At 54.6% G+C, this 15580-nt stretch carries 19 protein-coding genes; 10 read left to right on the forward strand and 9 right to left on the reverse strand.

Annotated features, from left to right (window positions below):
* Positions 1 to 25 precede the first annotated feature (25 nt).
* Positions 26 to 499, reverse strand: coding sequence for an NUDIX domain-containing protein (locus tag ACFSO0_RS14310; protein ID WP_376881406.1), 474 nt, complete (start codon positions 497 to 499; stop codon positions 26 to 28).
* Positions 500 to 515: 16 nt separating this feature from the next.
* On the reverse strand, positions 516 to 1439 hold the full coding sequence (locus ACFSO0_RS14315) for an NAD(P)/FAD-dependent oxidoreductase (protein ID WP_376881407.1): 924 nt from the start codon (positions 1437 to 1439) through the stop codon (positions 516 to 518).
* Between the two features lie 223 nt (positions 1440 to 1662).
* Here ACFSO0_RS14315 and ACFSO0_RS14320 point away from each other — a divergent pair, with 223 nt between their 5' ends.
* Together ACFSO0_RS14320 and ACFSO0_RS14325 are read left to right on the forward strand one after the other, a co-directional pair.
* Positions 1663 to 3042 (forward strand): LCP family protein, encoded by a 1380-nt coding sequence (locus ACFSO0_RS14320; RefSeq protein WP_376881408.1) that lies wholly within the window; start codon positions 1663 to 1665, stop codon positions 3040 to 3042.
* 100 nt (positions 3043 to 3142) lie between these two features.
* The gene (locus ACFSO0_RS14325; RefSeq protein ID WP_376881410.1) at positions 3143 to 3736 is read left to right on the forward strand and encodes an Hsp20/alpha crystallin family protein; all 594 of its coding nucleotides are present in this window, start codon (positions 3143 to 3145) and stop codon (positions 3734 to 3736) included.
* Positions 3737 to 3847: 111 nt separating this feature from the next.
* Here the strand turns inward: ACFSO0_RS14325 and ACFSO0_RS14330 are convergent, their stop codons facing one another.
* The 6 genes from ACFSO0_RS14330 to ACFSO0_RS14355 are packed head-to-tail and all read right to left on the reverse strand — an operon-like array spanning position 3848 to position 5814.
* The gene (locus ACFSO0_RS14330) at positions 3848 to 4063 is read right to left on the reverse strand and encodes a spore germination protein (protein WP_376881411.1); all 216 of its coding nucleotides are present in this window, start codon (positions 4061 to 4063) and stop codon (positions 3848 to 3850) included.
* Between the two features lie 34 nt (positions 4064 to 4097).
* Positions 4098 to 4472, reverse strand: coding sequence for a spore germination protein GerPE (locus ACFSO0_RS14335; RefSeq protein WP_376881413.1), 375 nt, complete (start codon positions 4470 to 4472; stop codon positions 4098 to 4100).
* A gap of 12 nt (positions 4473 to 4484) precedes the next feature.
* Positions 4485 to 4673, reverse strand: a complete 189-nt coding sequence (locus ACFSO0_RS14340; protein ID WP_376881414.1) for a spore gernimation protein — start codon at positions 4671 to 4673, stop codon at positions 4485 to 4487.
* Complete coding sequence (gene gerPC, locus ACFSO0_RS14345) at positions 4663 to 5292, reverse strand: spore germination protein GerPC (protein ID WP_376881415.1); 630 nt, start codon at positions 5290 to 5292, stop codon at positions 4663 to 4665. The genes ACFSO0_RS14340 and gerPC overlap by 11 nt, the downstream gene beginning before the upstream one ends.
* Positions 5293 to 5338: 46 nt before the next feature.
* Positions 5339 to 5566 (reverse strand): spore germination protein GerPB, encoded by a 228-nt coding sequence (locus ACFSO0_RS14350; RefSeq protein ID WP_376881417.1) that lies wholly within the window; start codon positions 5564 to 5566, stop codon positions 5339 to 5341.
* Positions 5563 to 5814 (reverse strand): spore germination protein, encoded by a 252-nt coding sequence (locus tag ACFSO0_RS14355; protein WP_376881418.1) that lies wholly within the window; start codon positions 5812 to 5814, stop codon positions 5563 to 5565. The genes ACFSO0_RS14350 and ACFSO0_RS14355 overlap by 4 nt, the downstream gene beginning before the upstream one ends.
* Before the next feature lie 162 nt (positions 5815 to 5976).
* On the opposite strand from ACFSO0_RS14355, the gene ACFSO0_RS14360 reads away from it, so the two are divergent.
* Positions 5977 to 6165, forward strand: coding sequence for a hypothetical protein (locus ACFSO0_RS14360; protein ID WP_376881419.1), 189 nt, complete (start codon positions 5977 to 5979; stop codon positions 6163 to 6165).
* On the opposite strand, the gene shc is transcribed toward ACFSO0_RS14360, so the two are convergent.
* Positions 6162 to 8066 (reverse strand): squalene--hopene cyclase, encoded by a 1905-nt coding sequence (gene shc / locus ACFSO0_RS14365; protein WP_376881421.1) that lies wholly within the window; start codon positions 8064 to 8066, stop codon positions 6162 to 6164. The genes ACFSO0_RS14360 and shc overlap by 4 nt on opposite strands.
* Positions 8067 to 8130: 64 nt before the next feature.
* Between shc and ACFSO0_RS14370 the strand changes: the two genes are divergently transcribed.
* From ACFSO0_RS14370 to ACFSO0_RS14400, 7 genes are all read left to right on the forward strand, one after another.
* Positions 8131 to 9255 (forward strand): DUF2515 family protein, encoded by a 1125-nt coding sequence (locus ACFSO0_RS14370; RefSeq protein WP_376883196.1) that lies wholly within the window; start codon positions 8131 to 8133, stop codon positions 9253 to 9255.
* A gap of 185 nt (positions 9256 to 9440) precedes the next feature.
* Positions 9441 to 11705 carry a type IA DNA topoisomerase gene (locus ACFSO0_RS14375; protein ID WP_376881423.1) on the forward strand — a complete coding sequence of 755 codons (2265 nt, stop codon included), beginning with the start codon at positions 9441 to 9443 and terminating at the stop codon, positions 11703 to 11705.
* Positions 11706 to 11897: 192 nt separating this feature from the next.
* On the forward strand, positions 11898 to 12563 hold the full coding sequence (locus ACFSO0_RS14380; protein WP_376881424.1) for a PspA/IM30 family protein: 666 nt from the start codon (positions 11898 to 11900) through the stop codon (positions 12561 to 12563).
* A gap of 75 nt (positions 12564 to 12638) precedes the next feature.
* On the forward strand, positions 12639 to 13043 hold the full coding sequence (locus tag ACFSO0_RS14385; RefSeq protein WP_376881426.1) for a DUF350 domain-containing protein: 405 nt from the start codon (positions 12639 to 12641) through the stop codon (positions 13041 to 13043).
* A 24-nt stretch (positions 13044 to 13067) separates the two neighbouring features.
* Positions 13068 to 13574: a DUF4178 domain-containing protein gene (locus ACFSO0_RS14390; RefSeq protein ID WP_376881427.1), complete on the forward strand. Its 507-nt coding sequence runs from the start codon at positions 13068 to 13070 to the stop codon at positions 13572 to 13574.
* A 12-nt stretch (positions 13575 to 13586) separates the two neighbouring features.
* On the forward strand, positions 13587 to 14378 hold the full coding sequence (locus ACFSO0_RS14395) for a DUF4247 domain-containing protein (protein WP_376881429.1): 792 nt from the start codon (positions 13587 to 13589) through the stop codon (positions 14376 to 14378).
* 536 nt (positions 14379 to 14914) lie between these two features.
* A complete protein-coding gene (locus ACFSO0_RS14400) occupies positions 14915 to 15562 on the forward strand; it encodes a DUF4912 domain-containing protein (protein ID WP_376881430.1) in 648 nt (215 codons plus the stop codon).
* Positions 15563 to 15580 lie beyond the last annotated feature (18 nt).

Here is a 15580-nt window from a genome sequence, read left to right on the forward strand (position 1 = left end):
TAGGAGATGCCTGTTTGCTGTCGTGCTACGGACAGGCGAATGGATGTGCCTTGGCCCGGGCGAGCGCCAGCGGATAGACGTCGTCGTAGAGCAAACTGGAAAACAGCGGATTTCCTTTTACATGATCGGGATAGTCTGCAAAAGGAACAGTCTCTACCACGTCGCTGCCCACAGGAGTCTTGGCATATGTGCGGACGCGGGCTACGTAAATATCTTTGTGCATGGTTTGGTCAATTGTATATTGGCCGATGCGCTCGATGCCTTCGAGGATGGCCCCCGTCTCTTCGTACGCCTCGCGGACAGCGGCGGCCAGGCTGCTCTCGCCGGCTTCGACTTTTCCCCCCGGCAATTCGATGCCACGGGTACGATGGCGGGTAAACAGCAGCTTGCCCTGCCAAAACGGAAAAATCAGGACATGGCGCGCCTCGTGTTGACAATACGTGTGCGGATCAAAAGTCAACTCGACGAGCAAGCCAGAGTTATCGTAAAAAACGTGCATGACCTGCTCTCCTTTGCTAGCTCGATTCGTCTTGCTGGATTTGCAGCGAGATGTGCTTCACGGCTTTCATCGCTTGCCCGGCAGCGAGCGACAGGCTGGCGTAGGAAGCGCCGTTGCTGACGTCACCCAGGGCGTAGACCCAGTCGCAGCAGGTACGCTGGCATTCATCGGTCTTGAGATAGGCGTCTCCAAATGTCGTCAGCATCGGAAAATCGGCGCTGTTGCCATGGACGCCGATGCGCGGCAAAATCCAGTCGACGACGATTTCCGCAGGCTGTGCAGCATGACGGGAGCGCAGCTTGAGGGCGATTTTGCCGTTCCTTGGCTCGTACGTCTCGATTTCCGTCTCCCAAAAGACGCGCAAATGGGGAAACTCCTCCAGACGCCGGGTCCACTCCGGGCGGGCACGCAGATGATCGCTGCGGATGAGAAGATCGACGCGGTTCGCAAATCGGCCAAGATTAAAAGCGCTTTCCAATGCGCGGTCACCACCTCCGACGATGGCGATGTCCTGGCCTGCTACGGAGGACGCGTGTGCAGTGGTGGAAAACTCGGCAGTCAAGACGCGCGGGCACCCTTGCAGCGAGGGAATGACGTTCGGGCTTACCCCGGTCGCTACAATCAAAAATTGCGCATGGTAGGCGGCTTTCGTGGTCGTTACGATTTGCGCGTGAGAATCGATGGAGACAACCGCTTCTCCCAGCCTTGGCTGCAAGTCGCGGATTGCCGGATGAAGCACCAATTCCCCCAACAAATCAGCCCCATTGGAATAGACGCGGGGAGGAAAGTCCACGATTTCATTGCGGATTTGCAGCAGCTGCCCACCGAGTTGTTCTGTCTTTTCCACAAGCAGACAAGATAATCCCAATCGTTGGCACCAAATAGCCGCGGACAGTCCGCCGATGCCGCCACCGGCGATCAGCACCTGTACGTGTTCCACTCCCAGTCCCCCCCGATTCTCGTTAACTTTCCTGTACAACACCCAGTTTTAGACTACCTGTTTCGTATGCAGAGTGCAAGGATGTACCACAACCGAACGGGCTGATGCCCCTCTGTTCTACAATTATTCGGCAGATTGTGGTAAAATGGGACATGATTTTCAAAATGTTAGGAATCTTATCGCGGCAGCTTGCCAATCTCATGAGAAAAAGGAGTGGATGTACGTGCCTGCAAGAATGGGAAAACCGCAAACTCCTGCAAGCCAGGCGAGCAAAAAGAAGCGGCGCGGCAGGGGCAGCAAAAAACTGTATGTGCTTCTGGCCAGTTGTCTGTTTTTCTGCCTGTTGGCTGCCGGTGCCGGTTACGCACTTAGCCAGCTGAACCAGACGCTGGATATCGTGACGGAAGACCCGTACAAGCTCCCCGATCAACCAAAAGTCGAACAGCCGTATGAGAAAAAGAAATCGCTTTCTTTTGTCATCGTGGGTTTGGATACGCGAAAAAATATCGGCATGCTCAACACGGACGTCCTGGTGGTGGCCGTGGCGAATCCGGTGACGCAAAAGCTGACGATGCTCTCCCTGCCAAGGGACACGCGGGTGGAAATACCCGGCTATCCGGGCTATCACAAAATCAATGAAGTGTTCGCCCTCGGGGAGGAAATCAGGAAACGGGCGGAGAGCAAGGGAGAGACCGTGACGGAAAACGGAATGACCTTGCTGAAGAAAACGTTGGAGCACATGCTGGGGGTATCGGTCGGCCACTACGTCCAGCTTGATTTTGAAGGCTTTACGGCCGTGATCGACAAGCTCGGGGGCGTGAAGGTGGACGTGGACAAAGACCTTGTTTACGAGCTGCCGCAGGGAGGAGTCTACCGCAGCTTGAAAAAAGGGACGCAGGTGTTAAACGGAGAGCAGGCGCTTGGCTTTGTCCGCCATCGTCTGGACAAGCGGGGCGCCGCCTACAATTCCAGCGACTTCGACCGCAACCGGCGCCAGCAGCAGGTGATCAAGGCGGTAGCGGACAAGGTCGCTTCCATAGACGGGATCGCCAGTCTGACAGACGTGCTGGAAACGGTTGGCAAGCATATCCGCACCGATCTGTCCAAGGATCAGATTACCGGGCTGGCGATGGATTTCGGCACGATTTCCTCGGAAAATATGGTCTCGCTCGACAACGGAGCCGTGTGGAGCTCGCCCTATTCGCTCTGGCCCCGGGAAAAGATGGAGGCGATACGGACGAGCCTGCAGGCGGAAATGGGCGCAGAGGGGACGAAAAGCTCCGGGGAGCTCAGTGATGCGGCCATCTACGAGGTAGCTAAGGCGGACATGAAAACACAGACAAAGCCGGTGGCGAGCACTCCCGTAAGGCAGCCGCAAAAGAGCAGCCAACCTCAAAAGCCGGCGGCGTCAGACAAGTCGAATCAGACGCCAGCGAAGCCGCAGAATCCTGACAATGAGACGAAACCGCCGGAAACGGCCAATCCGGACAACGGGTCAGATGGCCAGGAGGAGCAGCCGTATTCTCCGGACATGCCGCCGCCAGACATTTTGGCTCCGCCCGCGCCTGTCGAGAATGGCGAGACTGTGCAAAGCGGTGCCTAGCCGGGCGCACATCTGCTAGGCAGTCGTACATATACTGCAGGGAAAACCATCGCTTCACCGGATTCCTGACCGAAACAGGGGGAAGGAGGAAGAAGCCGTCGTGAAAAACCTGCAGGAGACCATGAGAGAGCTGCAAAAAACGTCAGAGAGCCTGGCAAAGCTGAACTTCAACCAGGAGCATCCGTGGCAGGCACTCAGCCAGATGAATCAGATTCTGGACGCGAATTTCTGGGAGAGCCTGGTGAAACTGACGGGACAGACAGCCTCGCAGGCAACGGCACAAGCCAGTGAGGCCGTAGCGGCGATGCCCAAGAAGCAAAAAAAGGAGAAAGTCAGGCCGATCGTCATGCCCCGGTCCAGTCCTGAAGCGTTCCCTGTTACGGACATTTACCAAACGGAGCATTTGCTCATCGTTTGCTGCGAGCTGCCGGGCTTTGCCCGAGACAGCCTGGAAGTTACGTTGACAGAGCAGCGCACGCTGGAGATCAAGGGCGCGATCAAAAAGCACCCGTATGCCGCATCCTGTATCCGGCAGGAGCGCGCATTCGGGACGTTCAGCAGGCAAATCGAGCTGCCGGTGTCGGTTAGTGCGAAAGGGATGAAGGCGCAGTACCAGGATGGGCTGCTGGAGCTGTATTTGCCAAGAGACGGTTCGCCGCGCGAGAGAAAGACAACATTTCGTGCCAATTTGTAGGGAGGAGGCGCAGCGGCCTTCTCCTTTTGTCTGTTCGCCTTGTCTGTTCCCCGACGGGCCGGTCCTGCCAAAAATAAAAACAGCGTTAATGAATATCCATTAACACTGCCTTTACACATTACCGACGAGCGGCTGATCCACCACACTCGGATCGAGCGTGTTTGTGGCGCTGGCACCGTTGACGGTGTTGACGAGGTTGCCGGTGTTGCCGCCGCCTGATCCGGAGAATGTCTTGGAAGCGGATTTTGGAGATATGTTGAGGGTGTCTCCAAAATTGACCGTTCCGGAGTTGCTGTTGATGTTGACTGCTCCTATGATTGAAGGCAACGATATCTCCTCCCTTCACATCCGGCATGTCGTACTAGCGTTCGTCGCGGACGAGGTGCCGGATATTTTTGACCCGGGTTTCCAGTTCCATACACTCGCTCGAGCCGATGTGAATGACGGATGAAGCGGCTGCAAAGGAGACCGTTACCTTGTCGACCCGAATCGCATTGCTTTCGTGGAACGTAGTGATCGTGAGAGGCTCCTCGTCGCAGGGGAGAGGGAGCGGCACGGAAAAGGCGGTATAGTCTTGGTACAAAAATTCATTTTCATGAAAAATAGCTTTATCACGTTGAACGGCGAGAATGTTGGAGACAGCGTCGATTTTTTCGGAATCGCCAATCTCGATGACGGATGAGGTGTCCAGCGCAATATTGCTAAACGAATGGACGTGACTGGTTCTGCTGTGCATAGCCAGCCTCCTTTACGGTGTCGCTTCAGGTGTCTTTGCAGTTTGTTCGACGCCTACGATGTACGTCTCGGGCGGCGTCTCGTCGATGGAGGTGAGAATGACCGAGCGACAGTCGCCGATAAACAGGGAGGCGGCGGAAGTCAAATTGACAATGTTGACAGAGCCGACGTGCAATTCACCATTGATCACCTTATAGATCATGACCGTTTTCAATCCCCCCGCGCGGCAAATTGCGGACGAATGTTTCGCAGGTGCGCTCGATGTCGCGCTTCACCTTCTGAATCGTCCGATCGCATAGTGCGTCGATCTGTTCCGGTTCCCAGCCTTCCGCTTGTGCCTGATTCAAATAGTAGCGGATACGTGAATCGATCTGCTTTTTGATATCGTCCACGATAAAGGTCCGATAGTTGTCATCCAGCGCGTGCCCGAATTCTTGCTCGATCCTCTCGAGCATGCTGTAGGCATCGTGGTTCAAATAGTCGTAGATCTCCTTTTGCACGCGGGCAAAGGCCGGAGAATCGCTGTCCTGGGCTGGCCGCTGTCCCGAGGCTTGATTGATGGAATACTCGCCCACGCTGCCGTCCGTACCGTTCGGGTTCAGGCCGATGTTCAAGGTGCCTTCGAGCCGCTCCACCTTCAACAGGTCGAATTTGTATTCGTTTTTGATCACTGGCGGCGGAGCCTGCTTCTCCTTCAGTTCCGCCATATCGTTATTCAGTTTTTCGATCAGCTTTTTCAATGTTTCCATATTTTTGCTTTGGGCGTGCAAATATTTATGCAGCTGTTGAAAATACTGCATCATTTCAGGACCCATGTACATACCGATCATCCTTACTTCGCTTCTCAACAAAAGCGCAATGCTGAATTTAGCGCGGCTCTACCAACGGAACGAGGGGGACGAATTGGTCGCTTCGGCCAATCTCTTCCGGGAGCGGTTGTGCAGGCGGTGCCGGTTCTGTGAATCCGCCTGTATTGTATAACTGGGACAGCGGTTTGATCATTCCGGCGCTGCCGATTTGCAAGACGGACGAGTTGTTCAGGCCATCAATTTTCAGGCTGTGAATGACGATATTTTGATGGATGAAAAAATTCATGAGCGATCCCGTCCCTTGCTCGCAGGTTCACGGATTTCTTCGACGAATACAGGCCAATCCTCGCCTTTGCTTTCATGGATATAGACGACGCTGCGCGGAACTTTTACGTTCAGCGTCGTACCCGAGTTAAAGGACCCCCCGCCCGCAAATGTTTTGGTGTAGTTCACCGGCGAGATTTTACGGACATCCCCGACGTTGAAGACGCCGCTGATGCTGTTGATATTGATGACCCCGACGATTGCTGGCATCGCATCTTCACCCTTTTCGGAGAAATCCTTTTTGTATTGTATGCCTGCTTCCGGTGGGTGTTCATACCGGTTTTGGATGCCACATGCGCGGGCGGCGGCATACGATGAACCATCAGCCCAGGCTGATCGCTTTCATTTGAAGGAAAAGAGGTATGGCGGAGGATGGAACTGAAAATGACCGTGAACAACAAAAAGCTGGAGGTCGGGGAAATCCAGAGCAACGATGTTTCCCAGTCCTCCCTTATATTGATCGGCGATGCGGAGGAGATTGTCTGCTCGTCGGTTTTCGATACGCCGGCAGACTCGCTTGTCATCAGCAAGGAAGTGCCCATTCGCAGAAAGCGCGGCTAAGGCTGACTTTGCCCGTACTTGCTGCGGTAGTGGCTCAAGGCGAGCAGCGGCCAGATCCAGCGGTAGCTGTGGTAAGCAAAATAGATCCCGCCGGGTCGTCCGCCGCCTGTCGGATACGCGGTCGTCCAGTCGTTTGCCTGTGCGGAGCGGAGCAAGCAGCGAATCCCGCGCTCGACGGCCGGAATAGGCTCGGGAAAGACGGAGATGAGCGCGTCGACTGCCCAGGCAGTCTGGGAGGGGGTGCTCGCGCCGAGGGAGACGTACGTCTGTTTCTCATCGCTCGCGCAAGACTCGCCCCATCCGCCGTCGGCATTTTGGCGCTGGAGCAGCCAGTTGACCGCTTTTTGCACGGCAGGATGGTCGGCAGCTACACCTACCGCCATCATTCCGGTGAGGGCCGCCCAGGTGCCGTAGAGAAAAGCAATACCCCAGCGACCGTACCAGGAGCCGTCTGCACGTTGATGGCGGATCAGCCAGCGAACAGCTTTCTGGACTTGGGGATTTGCCTGACGCAATCCCGCATAATTTCCGAGAAACTCCAACGTTCTTCCCGTCAGATCCGCAGAGGACGGGTCTGTGCTGACGGTGTCGGAGCCTTCGATGGGCAGTCTGCGGATGAGGGGAGAGTCTGTATTTTTTTCAAAGGCGGGCCACCCACCGTCGTCGTTTTGCATGGACAGGAGCCAGTCCAGACCGCGTTTCCACGCGTTGGCGGCGCTCCTGTCTGTTTTGCTATAGGCGAAAATGGCGCGCAAGGCAGCTGTCGTGTCGTCGATATCGGGGTTCATTGTATTTTGATCGGAGAAACCCCAGCCGCCCGGGCGCGCCTGTTGATTGCGGATTTTCCAATCGCCGGGTTTGGTTTGCTGCTTGCCGAGCAAATAGTGGATCGCACGGTGGATGACGGGACGGGCGGGGTCCATGCCAGACTCTTGCAGGGCGTAAGTGAGCAGGGCCGAATCCCAGACGGCGGAAGTTGCCAACTGCAGATGTGGCCCGTCATCCGTCGGGCAGATTGCGGCCCGCAAGCCCGAGATGGCTCCCGTGATGCGGGGATGCTGCGGCGAGTAGCCCCGGGCGAGCAAGGCGTAGATCATGAAAAAGGTCGAGGTGGCATATGTGTACAGCGTTCCGTCCGGCTCGATCCGCTCGAGCATGTATTTCTCCAACCGGCGCAGGGCCACCTCACGAAGCTGTGCGGGGAGAAAGGGCAGACTGCGCACATAGTCGTCAATCGCGGCGAGGAAGCCTTGAGCGCCTCGGGTAAATTGTTCGATTTGGCGATGCGGGAACACTCCACCGGAAATAGGAGCTTCCACGTACAGATCAGACAGGTCTGGCGTCCGAGGCGTGCGCAGGACGTATTTGCGGTCGGCAAAGATCATCATGGGGGCAAGATGGACGCGGGCGTACCCGACGAAATCATAAAAGCTGAGGGGAGAAAACGGCGGGAGCAGGGCGATTTCTACCGGGACGAGAAAATGCCGCGGCCATTCATATTGGCCGGTCAAGGCCGTGACGATCTTGGTCAGCAGGTTGGCTTGCGTCAGCCCGCCATTTTCGCGGATGAACCTTCGTGCGGCCACCATGCGTGGATCAGACTTTTTCAAGTATCCCGAGAACAGCAGGGCGTAGTAAGAGTCGATCGTCGCCGACAGATTGCCGTTGGGCTCGTCGGCGTAGATCTTCCATGCCCCGTTGGGTTGCTGCTTGTTCGCGATGCTGTTTGCCAGCCCGAGGATCAAATCCTCATCATCAATCTGGAGCGAGCGGAGTAGGATGATCATGTAAGCGTCCGTCACCGTTCCGCATTCCAGGCAAAAGCGCCAGGAGCCGTCCATCGTCTGCTTCTGCACGAGGACGGCTTGCATGCGGCTGATTTCAGCATGTACGTCTAGCAACCCATTCACCTCCAAAAGGCTTAGGGACGTCAGGAAAGGAGGAACTGTGCCGGGATTGTCTTGGATGCGAGCATCGTCGCTGAAGTCCCTTTCTGTACAACTGAAGCGGGCACAGAGAGCGGCAAAGGAACAGGGGACCCCCGATACGAGATCGTTGCCTGTGGATGAGCGGAAACTCTTAGAGGAGATTCGGGAGCGGACCGACGAGCGAAATCGCGACAATGTCGAGCGCACCCGCGCCTATCTGGATTTTTACCAGAAGCATACGGACATACATTGGGCCTTGCTCGCTCACCTGGTTTCCCGAAACGCGGGCTGGAACATGACAGATTTACGTGGAGAGCTGCTGCCCCGTCTGCTTTCTGCGAAGGAGCAGCGGAATTTCTTTCTGTTTCTGGAGCGAGGCAACTGGCTCATTTTTCGAGACGCCTACCCTCAATTGCTACTGTATGAGGAAAGCGTGCGCAGACAGACCAACCTTTTTCACCTGCTGCCCTATTTTCACACGTCGGTGTTTGTCTCTGCCCTCTGGAACGAGTACTGGAACAAGGGGGACAGCGAGCTGCTGACGGTCGGGCTGATCATGAACGAGCAGCAGCATCTGGAAGTGCATCTGATGCAGGAGCAAAGCTACCGGAGTACGGTGCTGGATACGCTGCCGTTCGCCGCGCAGGAGATGCTCGCGCTCAACCAGATCCTGTTTCCATGCCACGGGGAGCAGCCCTTGCGCCTGATCGGGCAGAACGTCTCCCACTTCGCCTCGCTCCTTGAACGCATTGCGCTGGGAAAAAGGCTGTACGCCCTGCTGTTCCGCGATCCGGCTCAGCTAGCGGATGTCTATCCATGGGCGTCGAGCCAGACGCACACCGGCTCGCGTAAAGACTTTTGGCCGCATCTGTTTCACGACATCCGGGAGAGCGTTCCCGGCAAGCCGCACCAGAAGCGGATGGAAGGCTGTCGGCTCAGGAGCGGGCAGCCGCGTCTTTACTCCCCGCCCTTGCGCCACGCCTGGGAACGGGTGGAACATACACCACCCGATCCGCAAGACTGGTACCGTGATCGCAGTGCCCTCGCTCTCCTGTCCCCGACAGAGTTGCCGTCCTCCTTCGACATGGGGGAAGCCTATTGCCGCACATTGGAGAAGGTGGAGCTGGCCGTCATCGCCAAGGGAAAAATTTTTGGCGGGTGAACGGCTGAATGGGATATTGTTTGTGAAGATAGAGTTGGCAGCCTGATCGGGGCTGTCTTTTTAATAGCGCAAAATGTCAACAAGTGTGGGAACCACTCCGAAAAGAAATGGAGTAGACTTGTTTTCAAAGAAGAATTTATTCGATACATTTGTTGAGAGAGTTTTTTGAAGGAGCGATTACCATCTTGAAGACATTAATTATTGCGGAAAAACCGGATATGGGACGAAATATCGCTGCCGCAATAGAGCCGAAAGCGAAAAACTTCCGCTCGTATTTGGAGGGGGAGAAATATATTGTTACGTGGGCAATCGGTCATTTGATCGAGCTGGCGGAACCAGAGGCATACGATGAGAAATACAAAAAATGGAACATCAATGACCTGCCAATCATTCCGGATCAATTCAAACTCGTTCCCAATCGGAAGACAATTGACCAGCTGAAAACCATCGCCCAGTTGGCCAAGCGCAGTAATTTGCTGGTGAATGCATGCGATGCCGGGAGGGAAGGACAGCACATTTTTTCCCTCATTCAGCGGCATCTAAAGCTAAAGCATCCCGTAAAAAGACTCTGGATCTCAGACCTGACTCCTGAAACGATCCGAAAAGGATTTGCGGAGCTAAAGGATGCCGCAGCGTATGAAAACCTGACCCGCGCAGCCAAAGCCCGCAGTGAAGCGGACTGGCTGATCGGTATGAATGGCTCCCGTGCTTTTACGACCAAACATAATGTGCTGCTTTCCGTGGGAAGAGTGCAGACGCCCGTGCTTGCTCTCATTTATGATCGGCAGAAGCAGATTGAAGCGTTTACATCCGTAAAATATTTTGACCTGGAAGGACACTTTTCCCAAGGCGACGTAGCTTACAAAGGGATATGGCAAGGAGATCGCATCACCGATCCAGCCAAGGCAGAAGCGTTGGCCCGAAAAGTAAAGGGCAAACCTGGCCGCATCGCTTCCTACGAAGTGAAAGATACCAAAGAATATCCGTTCAAGCTGTATGATTTGACCTTGCTGCAGCGTGAGGCAAACGGCAAGTACGGTTTTTCAGCGAAGAAAACACTCGATATCGCACAGTCTCTCTACGAGAAGCATAAATTGATTTCTTACCCCCGGACGAATTCCAACTATGTGACGGAGCAAAACATTCCGGACATGCACAAGACACTGTCATCCTTGCAAGGCACGGAATACGATGACCTGGTGAAGGGCGCAAACCGCCAGCTGGTACATAAAGGCAACAAATTTATTTGCAACCCTGCCAAAGTAGAGGACCACCATGCGATTCTGCCGACCAATCGCAAAGCAACGCGGCTTTCGCCGGACGAGCAGAAGTTGTACGACATGATCGTTCGCCGCTTCCTTTCGCAATTTTATCCCGCCGCCGAATACAAGGTGCACGCTGTCATGACCAGCGTCGAAAACGAAAACTTTAAAACGACGGTGAAAGAGCTGGTCAGTCTCGGATGGAAAGTGATCTATCCTGATCAAAAGAACAAGGAAAAGCCCAAAGGGGCAAAAGGCAAGGGCAAAGATGCGGACGAAAAGGAAGAAATGGAAGTCAACGAGCCTTTCACCCTCTCACCCAAGGATGGTGTGAGGTGTTCGGATGCCTTGGTCAAGGAAAAAGAGACACAGCCGCCAAAGCATTATACGGAAGGGACACTGCTGAAAGCCATGGAAAGCGCGGGCAAGCAGATCGAGGATGAGGAACTGCGCGAAGCGATGAAAGAATCAGGTCTCGGAACACCGGCGACCCGTGCCGCGACCATCGAGCGTCTGAAAAAAGTCGGTTACGTGGAAATGAAAGGGAAGCAAATACAGCTTACACAAAAAGGCCGTACCGCGATCGAACTGATCAGGGACGCGGGGATCGAATTATTGACTTCTCCGGAGATGACAGGACAATGGGAGCGCCGGTTGAACCAGATCTCGAAAGGAGCGGCCTCTGATGAGCAATTCATGGAAAATGTGAAGAAATTCGCTACCATGATCGTAGAGAAGGTTCGTGTCCAATCTCGTGCTGCGAAGACTTTGTTTGAGGGCGAGAGTACCAGTGGAGCTTCCAAAAGACGAGGACGTGCCGGCAGCGAGGGCAAAACAAGTTCATCACGCAGCCGAAGCGTCGCTGCAAAGTCAACGCCCGCAGTGAAAAAGGGGAAAGAACCACGGACTGCTGCTGCTTCAAGCATCATCGCCAGGTGCCCACGCCCAGGCTGCGGCGGTTCGATCTTTATGGGACGAAAAGGTTACGGCTGCTCCAACTACAACATGGGCTGTACATTCGTGATCTGGAAAGAAAACTACGGTCGCATGCTGACGGATGCCCAAGTCAAAGCACTCATTGAAAAAGGGAAAACCGGGAAAATGAAGCTTGTCCTGAAAGACGGGTCGCAAGTTCAAGGCCGGCTCATGATAAAAAACATCGAGTCGGGTGAGCTGACGTTCGAGTAAATTCCCGTATCACCGGGGAGTGGCAGCGGTCTCGCACATAACTTGAAGCGGCCGGGCAGTCCAAATTCATGTGAAAAATCGCAAGCACAACTTTGAAACTTACTTGATTAACCAACGTAAATACATGTATAGAGAAGTCCGGCTGACAGAAGCAGCCGCACGATTATCAGACGAATTCAAGGAGGAAATTCCATGTCTATTTTCAAACGACTGCGCGATTTGACCATGTCCAATCTGTACGCCCTCATCGAGAAGGCAGAAGACCCGATCAAGATGACTGACCAGTATTTGCGCGACATGCAGGAAGATCTGGAAGAAGCGGAAAAAGCGGTAGCCGCGCAAATCGCGCTGGAAAAGAAATTCAAGGTGCTGTACGAAGAGCAGGAAGCGCTCGTGAAGAAGCGGGAAGAGCAGGCGCACGTAGCGGCTCAGGCGAAGAACATCGACCTTGCCCGCCGCGCGCTGGAAGAAAAGAAAGCAGCCGAGCAAAAGATGAATGAATACAAGGACGCTTACGAGAAAAACAAAGCGGCTGCAGAAGGCTTGCGCGACAAGCTGGCAGAGATGAAAAAACAGGTGACGGAGCTGAAAAACAGACGCGAGACGCTGGTTGCCCGCGTGAATGCAGCAAAAGCGCAAAAGACGATCAACCAGACGATGGCCGGTTTCGACTCCAACTCCGCGATGGCGGGCCTGAAGCGGATGGAAGACAAGGCACTCCAGCTCGAGGCCGAAGCGGAAGCAAGCGGCGAAGTATACAAGAAGGAAAAGTCGCTGGATGAGGAAATCGCCAAATTGACGAAAGACCGGCAGATCGAGGACGAACTTGCCGCGCTGATGAAAAAATACGAGGGGTAAACCGCCTGGAGCGGTTCCCCTTTTTTTCCGCAAAAGAAAGAGTAGAACGATCCTGAAGACTGGGGGAATGTGACGGTGACTTGGGTAGAAGTAGCAGCCATGCTCGTATGGACGGGCGCGGGCGGGATTCTGCTGTTCGTGCTGATGTGGGTCGACTCGCTGTTTACGAGATACAAGGATATGACAGAAATGAAAAACGGGAACATAGCCGTGACGACCCGTTTTGTGATGAAGCTGTTCGCGCAAGGATACATCCTGTCCCAATCGATTCTCAATTCCAATGAATTGTGGACCGCCTTGCTGGTATCTGTGGTATCATTCATTATTTTGTTCATGTTGGAGCGCACCGTGGAAATCGCCTTTCGCGCGTTTGCTGGTCTCGATCTCGAAGCAGGCGTCAAGCAAGGAAAAGTCGCGCATGCACTGCTGGCAGGATCTTTCCATATTGTCGGGGCGATGATCCTGGCTGCATGTCTGTAGTTTCTGGCAGGAGGGAGTACGACCATGAGCTTGTTCAAAAGAGTGAAAAACATATTTGCCAAACCTGAACCGCCAGCGCCGGAAAAAAGCATCTTGACGGTCGGGCCGGGAGACGTTGTCGAAGTGTCGCTCGTGACCTACCAGATTACGGGCAAGGCGATGAACCACAGCAGAAAAGCCGCGATGCTGACTTTGCAGGACGGAAACACGATCCGCTACCTGTACATCGAGGAGCGGGAGCGGCTGGTGTACCAGCTGTTCAGCGCCATCGACGGCCGCCTGGAATCGGTGGAGGAAGTGCCGAGCACGATCGAGATGGACGACGTCACCTACCATCTGGAGGAGCAGTATTCGGGGCGCGTCCAGGTGCTGGGCAAGACGCCGTTCCAGTCGTCGGGCGAGCAGTACGTCTGGCATTTCCAATCTGATCAGCGCCAGCTGCTGCGGATTGAATGGCAGGATGGCAGGTTTATGCTGTACGAGGGAGAGACCGTTCTTCCGGCGGACGTGCAAGTTTTACGCGGGACGTAAGGAGGAGAGGGAATGCCACAACGATGGTTCCAATCAATCAAGCTGCTGCTTATACCCACCCTGTTCCTGCTTGCGCTGTCCGGCTGCGGGAGTCCGTCCGTAGGCGATACGTATCCGCTGGAATCGGTGTCGACCAAGGGGCAGCAGACGTCGCGGGTGTACCGCGCAGCCAACAAGACGGTGCCAGTCGTCGCCAGGGAGCTGGCAGATCAGAGAGAGCCGGATGAGATCTCCAAAGAAGATAACCAGCACATGTTTCTCATTTATCCGGATGAGGTCTACCACGTCCAGCAAGATACTGCAAAGCCGTCAGACACGCTAATCGAGGTAGACTCGAAAGAATACGTGCGCAACAACTACGATTCCTCATTTTTGCAGGGCTATATTTTGGCAAGTGTGCTCGACGATCTGTTCGACGGACACAGGAAGAGCTATACGGGCGGCTATCGCGGCTATTCGAGCCGTGACGTCTACAAGCCGTCGGGAACGTACCATGCGCCGACGGCCGAGGAGAAAAAGGCCGCTCCGCCCATTACGACGGGGGGCAAAGGCAGCATCATCAAGCGGGGGAGTACGTCCAAAAACAGCGACGGCTCCGTAGGCTCGGACGGGAACATTTTCAAAAAGCAGGTGGAGCCGTCCAAAGGGAGTTCGGGGAAAATCATCCGCAGCTCCGGCAGCAGCTCGTCGGGTTCCGGCAACTACGTCACGCCGAAACGTTCCTCGATCTTTTCTTCGCCGAAGAGCAATTCGCCCCCGCGGACGAAAACGGGCGGATTCGGCCGCATTACAAAACGCAGATAGCGCTCGCCAAGGAGCAAGCAAAAGACACGACATAGGCGGATTTCCCGCCTGCCGTGTCTTTTTTTATGCTCTGAGCCAGGCAGCGGCGGCGCGTGCATCGCGCTTGTTCGTCAAAGGCTTGACAGGGCAGCGCGGACGTTGAAACAGCATGCCGCGCAAAGCGAAACAGATGCGGGGAATTTGCGCAACGGCTTTTGTATGGAACGTCTCTTGGGCCGATTTTGTGAGAGCGCTTGCATTCATGTGCGTTTTGAAAATGGCCTTCGTGTATTTCATAAAGGAATGAATGAATACAACAGCCCCTTTGTAAGCTGAAAATAGGCGGTTGTTCGACGCGTGAAAACGGTTACTGTGCAAAAGCCCCCGAGTATTGCTATTTGGTGACGAAAATATAATCGTTGATCGACAAAAGAAGAAGGGATGTGCGTCCAGCGTTCGACAGTCTTTGTTAGAGGCATTGGCTAGAATGACTGTGTGCTGATACAAACATGCATAACCAGCGGTAGATCGAAAATTGCGGAAGGGAGTGTTGAGCAATGCTGGAGAAAATACGAGAGCTACGGTCACAATCCAAATCGATTGCCCAAATTGCAAAAGAATGCGGATTAACTGTCGGACAGGTCAAATACCAGTTGCAAAAGGAAAGAGCAAAGGCTGCAGAAGCCCGTGATCTCACCTCCTCTACGCCCGCGAAGGTCCAGAAGCGGCAGGACGACGAGTGGCGATTGCCGGACTTCTACGGACGGGATCTCGTCAAGGTCATGGCCCAGGGCCCTACCGTTTTGTTCGTGTACTGGGAAATCACGTGGCCTCGCATGAGAATGGTGGCTTCCTATTTGCAAGCCGATTATCGCCAAATCCAGAAAGGGCTGCGCATCTACGACGTCACCGACCGGATCTTTAACGGACAAAATGCGCACGGGGTCCGAGACGTGCTCGTCCACGAAGACGCGCACTCCTGGTATGTGCGTGATGTTGCGCCCGGCAGGACATACCTCGTTGATTTTGGCTTGTACGAACAAGGGCGGTTTTGCCCGATTCTGCGCTCCGAACCGGTGGAAACGCCGCGCAATACAAAAGCTGTATGGGGGGAGCCGCTGATCGAGCCAGCCAAGGAAACGACATCTCCATCGTGGTTCGAGAATTTTTCCTCCTATTCCCTCTACATGAAATCCAACAATTAAGTGAGTGAGGTGTCATCG

Origin of the sequence: Brevibacillus sp. GCM10020057, from assembly GCF_042683565.1 — a bacterium.
Lineage (GTDB): Bacteria > Bacillota > Bacilli > Brevibacillales > Brevibacillaceae > Brevibacillus.